This is a genomic window from Leptolyngbya cf. ectocarpi LEGE 11479 (genome assembly GCF_015207065.1).
Lineage (GTDB): Bacteria > Cyanobacteriota > Cyanobacteriia > Phormidesmidales > Phormidesmidaceae > Leptothoe > Leptothoe ectocarpi.
Map to the genome: position 1 here is coordinate 1 of NZ_JADEXP010000443.1, position 4,632 is coordinate 4,632.

At 49.3% G+C, this 4,632-nt stretch carries 4 protein-coding genes; all 4 read right to left on the reverse strand.

The genetic code is table 11. The features are described 5' to 3' along the window. Positions 1-273: 273 nt before the first annotated feature. Positions 274-570, reverse strand: coding sequence for a hypothetical protein (locus IQ260_RS27945; RefSeq protein WP_193996348.1), 297 nt, complete (start codon positions 568-570; stop codon positions 274-276). Positions 571-633: 63 nt separating this feature from the next. Next, positions 634-1,359, reverse strand: coding sequence for a helix-turn-helix transcriptional regulator (locus IQ260_RS27950; protein ID WP_193996345.1), 726 nt, complete (start codon positions 1,357-1,359; stop codon positions 634-636). Between the two features lie 249 nt (positions 1,360-1,608). Next, complete coding sequence (locus tag IQ260_RS27955; RefSeq protein WP_193996346.1) at positions 1,609-2,121, reverse strand: ankyrin repeat domain-containing protein; 513 nt, start codon at positions 2,119-2,121, stop codon at positions 1,609-1,611. A 322-nt stretch (positions 2,122-2,443) separates the two neighbouring features. After that, on the reverse strand, positions 2,444-4,345 hold the full coding sequence (locus IQ260_RS27960; RefSeq protein ID WP_193996347.1) for a transketolase C-terminal domain-containing protein: 1,902 nt from the start codon (positions 4,343-4,345) through the stop codon (positions 2,444-2,446). Positions 4,346-4,632: the final 287 nt, after the last annotated feature.

Consider the following 4,632-nt stretch of genomic DNA (forward strand, 5'->3'; position numbering starts at 1 on the left):
CCTTCCATGTCACTAATACAACCATTGAGGCAATGACGTGGATTCGGGTAGTTATTAATACCAACTAGTAGAGCAAACAAACAGCGAGACATAATTCGGCTTTTTAGTGAGATACATTCAGGAAACTCTAAGGAAAACGCATGCTACTTGCTTACTTCATAATGCATATAATTACGGAAATTGGGGCTAAAAATTAGATGATTTATCAATTTTTAGCCTGACCTGCCAATCTATGATCGATGAAGTAAGCAATATTGCGGATTTTACGTTGATTTAGTGGCGATTAGTTTTAGCTTGTGCTAGACCCGCACTACCTGCGATCGCAGTACCAGCTAACCCCAAACCTGCTGTCTTAACCTCTGACTCAGATTTTGTTACAAGTACTACAATCCCAAGTACACAGCCCACTGCTGCCAGCAGCAAAGGCGTAACTGCCCCAATATACTCAGGATTACTCCATAGAGCTTTGGCTTTAGGCGTAGATTCCGAAGTAGCATCTTTAGAAGCATCAACTACTGAAGATACAGGTCGCTCAGTGGGCGCTAGATTATTTTGAGTGAAAGCAGACATTATTTTTTCTCCTGTTAATGCAGTAAATGTTCTTTCTTGTTCTGTTTGCAGCAACTAGCGCTTTTATCCATTAGCTGTTGCTACCGAGTGTTGACAGTAGTAAAGCTCTCGCTTGGCACGAATATTACGCACATGCTTTTTCACCGTATTTACAGTAATAAATAACCGCTGTGCCACCTCCGCATAGGTAAAGCCCGCCTGCCGCAACTGCCAAACCTCACCTTCCCGCTCAGAAAGCCCATACCATCGACTTTCCAATAGCGCCCTGGCACGACTCAACTGCTGCCGATCCTCAAGACGTACCCAAACCATCTCATCTGGATAAGTACACACCTGAAAACGCCGCACATGAATACGTAACTGCATATTTAGCGAAAGCATCACCTCAGCTTCTACAGACCTGAGAGGTATCTCATCTAATGAAGTCTGCGCCTCAATACGATCAGTAGACTGCTCAACCATCAACCGATACAACGCTCGAATTTCCCGTTCTAGCAATCGTTGCTGTTCATAGGTACTCGTAGCCTGCTTAAGCAACCCACAGGCCGCTTCATTGACATAAAGCAACGCACCAGACAAATCAAAAACCAGGATGCCCTCCGAAAAAGCTTCCAGAAAGCTCTCTAGGAAACTATGATTTAGCTGACTGTCCCAGATTTCTAACTCAGCCAGACTCGGAAGAATCGGTGCTACAGCCCCAGTTCCTAAACGTAATGTTCGATCATCTTGGTCTGCGATTGCCACCTTTCCGACCGTATCCAAGCAATCATCAATAGCCTCTTGTACCATAGTGGCCTCCTTCCTTTGTAGGTGTGACATAAGAGCAGAGCTATCTATCTCTTTGGGCAACACTATAGGCGGGGCATCTAACCCGAAGCACACTACATTGAAAAGCACATAAACCCTTTTGGCATAAAGGATAGAAGCCTATGGGAAAGTTTCAGCTTGAGGGATTCCCCGAAGTGATTAGAGGCGCGACTCATCTATTTTCAGAGCCGTACCGATGATGGAAGCTCGTCCAAGGGCTTGACACATATGTTAGCTTTTCTCTCTTAACAACTGGGCAATGGGATCAGCGGCCCCACGACGTAAAGCATAGTCTAGAGCTGTTCGATTCCATTGGTCCCTGACGGTTGTGTCAGCATCGTGAGCTAGCAAGAGCTGAACTAGATCAAGATGGTTTTTAAACGATGCCAAAATCAAAGGGGTCACGCCTTCACCATCGATCCAGTTGACATCGGTACCGTGGTCAATCAGCAGACTAGCAATCTCTGTAAAGCCATCACGGGCCGCGTAGGTAAGGGCTGTGTTAGTGTTGTGGACCAGATTTGGATCGGTGCCCTGTTGGAGGAGTTCCCTAACATCATCTATATGTCCGGCTAGGGTAGCCTCGATTAAACGAGGTGTAGTTTCAGCTACAGCCACCGTAGAAGAATCTACGGCAGTATGCTGCTGCTGGGTCAGGCCACAGCTAACCAAGCAGAGCAGAGACACCATGAGCGGTGTCAGCAAATAATGTTTGCCTGTGCGATTAACCTTGAACCAATCCATGGTTTACGTGAAGCACGCTAGTTGTATCAACACTATTATGAAGGATAATTTTGTTGCTTCTCCGCCATGCCCCAGTGTGATCTTTAGCAGGATCCTTATAAGAAGGTACGCACATATCGTTAGATAGAGGTCAGGCATCAGATTATAGCCTGGGGATAAGAATTTATAAGATCCGAAGGTTATGCAGAGACGTTCCATGGAACGTCTGTACAGCCAGAAAATGGAGCCTATTAAATCTTTATTCCCAAGTAAAAAGTGACAGAGCCTTTGCCAGACTCTGCCACTGTTATCAAGAGATGTTTAAGAGATTATTTCGCTAAAATTAACCCAGCAGCTCTTTTACTTTGGCAACAACACCAGTGGAATCAATACCCTGGTGGGGGAACTGTTCCCAAAGACCACCGCCCCCTTCAATGTGGGTGCCGATGTGGGCATACTTAGGCGTTAAACCACGCTCTAACAGCCAGGAGCCCATGCGGCTACCCAAACCCGTACGACGGTTAAAGGACTCAACCACAACGACCATGGGAGACGCTCCGATCTTAGCCAGAGTCTCTTCATCGACAACATTGAGGGTGCCCTTGTTGATCAAGCCAACATCAATACCTTCTGCCTTGAGCTTCTCAACAGCGTCCAGGGCGCGATAGAGGGCGGCACCAAAGGCTACGACGTAACCAGCAGTGCCTTCGCGGACGATGTCATCCTTACCTGAGGTGAAGGTGTAGTCTCCTGCAAACATCTCGTTACCGTCGGCATCCAAAATCATGGGGACTTTGGAACGGGTGGAGAAGATAAAGCGCAGACCGGGGGCATTAAAGACAGACTTCACACAGGCGCGCATTTGGTTGGCGTCTGCCGGGAAGTAAATGTTAGTGGGGTGACTATCATCTAACCCGTTGTCGGCGAACAGGTTGTTCATGCCGAAGTGACAGGTGTTGTCGGCCATGTCATCAATGCCTGCGTGGGAGAAATGGCACAGCAGGTTGGAATAGTTGAGACGGGCCATGGTGATCTCGGAGATGCACATTTCAAGAAATGCGCTAAAGGTGGCAAAGATACCTTGCTTACCTTCTTCCATTCCAAAACCAGCTGCGGCTGACAGGTTGCCGCGCTCTTGAATGCCACCGCTAATAAAGATTTCAGGATGGGCATCGTGGATAGTGTTCAAACCGCAGGAGCCTTCCAGGTCGCTATCAACCACCAGAACATTGTTCTTACGATCTGCTTCGCTCATGGCACCGAGAATCTCGACCACAGCGGCACCAAAGACCTTACGGTTGGCATCCGTTTTGTCACTGGAGCCAAGATAGGTATTGGGGTTCTTGGGTGCTTTTGTATTCTTGAGAATATCAGCGGCAGCTTGATGACCGCGAGCCTCCAGGTAGGTGATGGCGGCAGGAACAGAAATCACATCGTGGCCGTGGTTGGAGCCCTCTAGACCTTCAATGCCGGGGCACATGGGGCGCTTGAGGATAACGGCGACAGGGCCAGGGTGATTGATGGCTTCACAGATGTTGGCATAGAGGGCGTCAATGTCTTCGCCGTTGCACTCTAGAACTTTGAGACCGTGCCCTGCCAGGGTTTGCTTGACGCTGTAGCCAGGTAGATACTTAGATGGGTTGCCGGCGATGGTAACGTCGTTATCATCAATCAGCAGCTTGACATTGATGTGCTGAGCTACGGCTAGGCGGGCGGCTTCAGCGTCGTTGCCTTCTTGCTGAGAACCGTCGGATCCTAGACAGAAAACAGCTTTGCCAGGGTTAGCTAGGGCCACACCGTTCACGTAGGGCCACATGTGACCGAGACGACCGGAGCTAAATTTCACCCCCGGTGTGAGGCCCAGTTCGGGGTGACCCGGTAGGTGAGAACCTGCAGCCCGGTAGTTCATTAGCTGCTCAGCGGGCAGATCACCATTGAGTGTGGACATCAGATATTGAGTACCTACCCGGTGTCCGGCTTCGTCAAAGAAGGTGGGGACATAGCTGTCAGGGGCACCCCGGAAAATAGCATCCAGGAGCATCACCTCGGGGACGGTATCGTAGGGGCCACCTGTGTGACCACCAACACCCCGGGCAGCACCGGTTGCTGTAAAGAAGACAATGGCATCGCGGCAAAGTTGGATGTTTGCTTTGATGGCCTGGCGCTGCTCATCAGTCAGCGTCGGTGTGGACGGGTCCAGACTAATGCGTTTGTAGGCACCTAAGTCAATCGGAAAAGCAGCCATGTCGTATCTCCCTTGTGGCGTTGTCAAGGGGTATTTTCGCATTCCATGGAACCGGATGGGCGGAAATCCAGGAGTTTTGTGTTAGAGAATACGGAAACTGTGGTACTAATTCACCCTGACCAGGAATGGAGTTAAGGGTTAGGGATCAGGATTTTATAAGATCCTTGTTTCTTAGTTCATCATCTGGCGAGAGTCCAGCAGCAGCGCTCTTGTCGAATTAGGCGGCTTAGGCTGAGCCAATCAGCGATTTTAATAATAGCTGTCCGTCGGTGCCCACCCCCCCCATC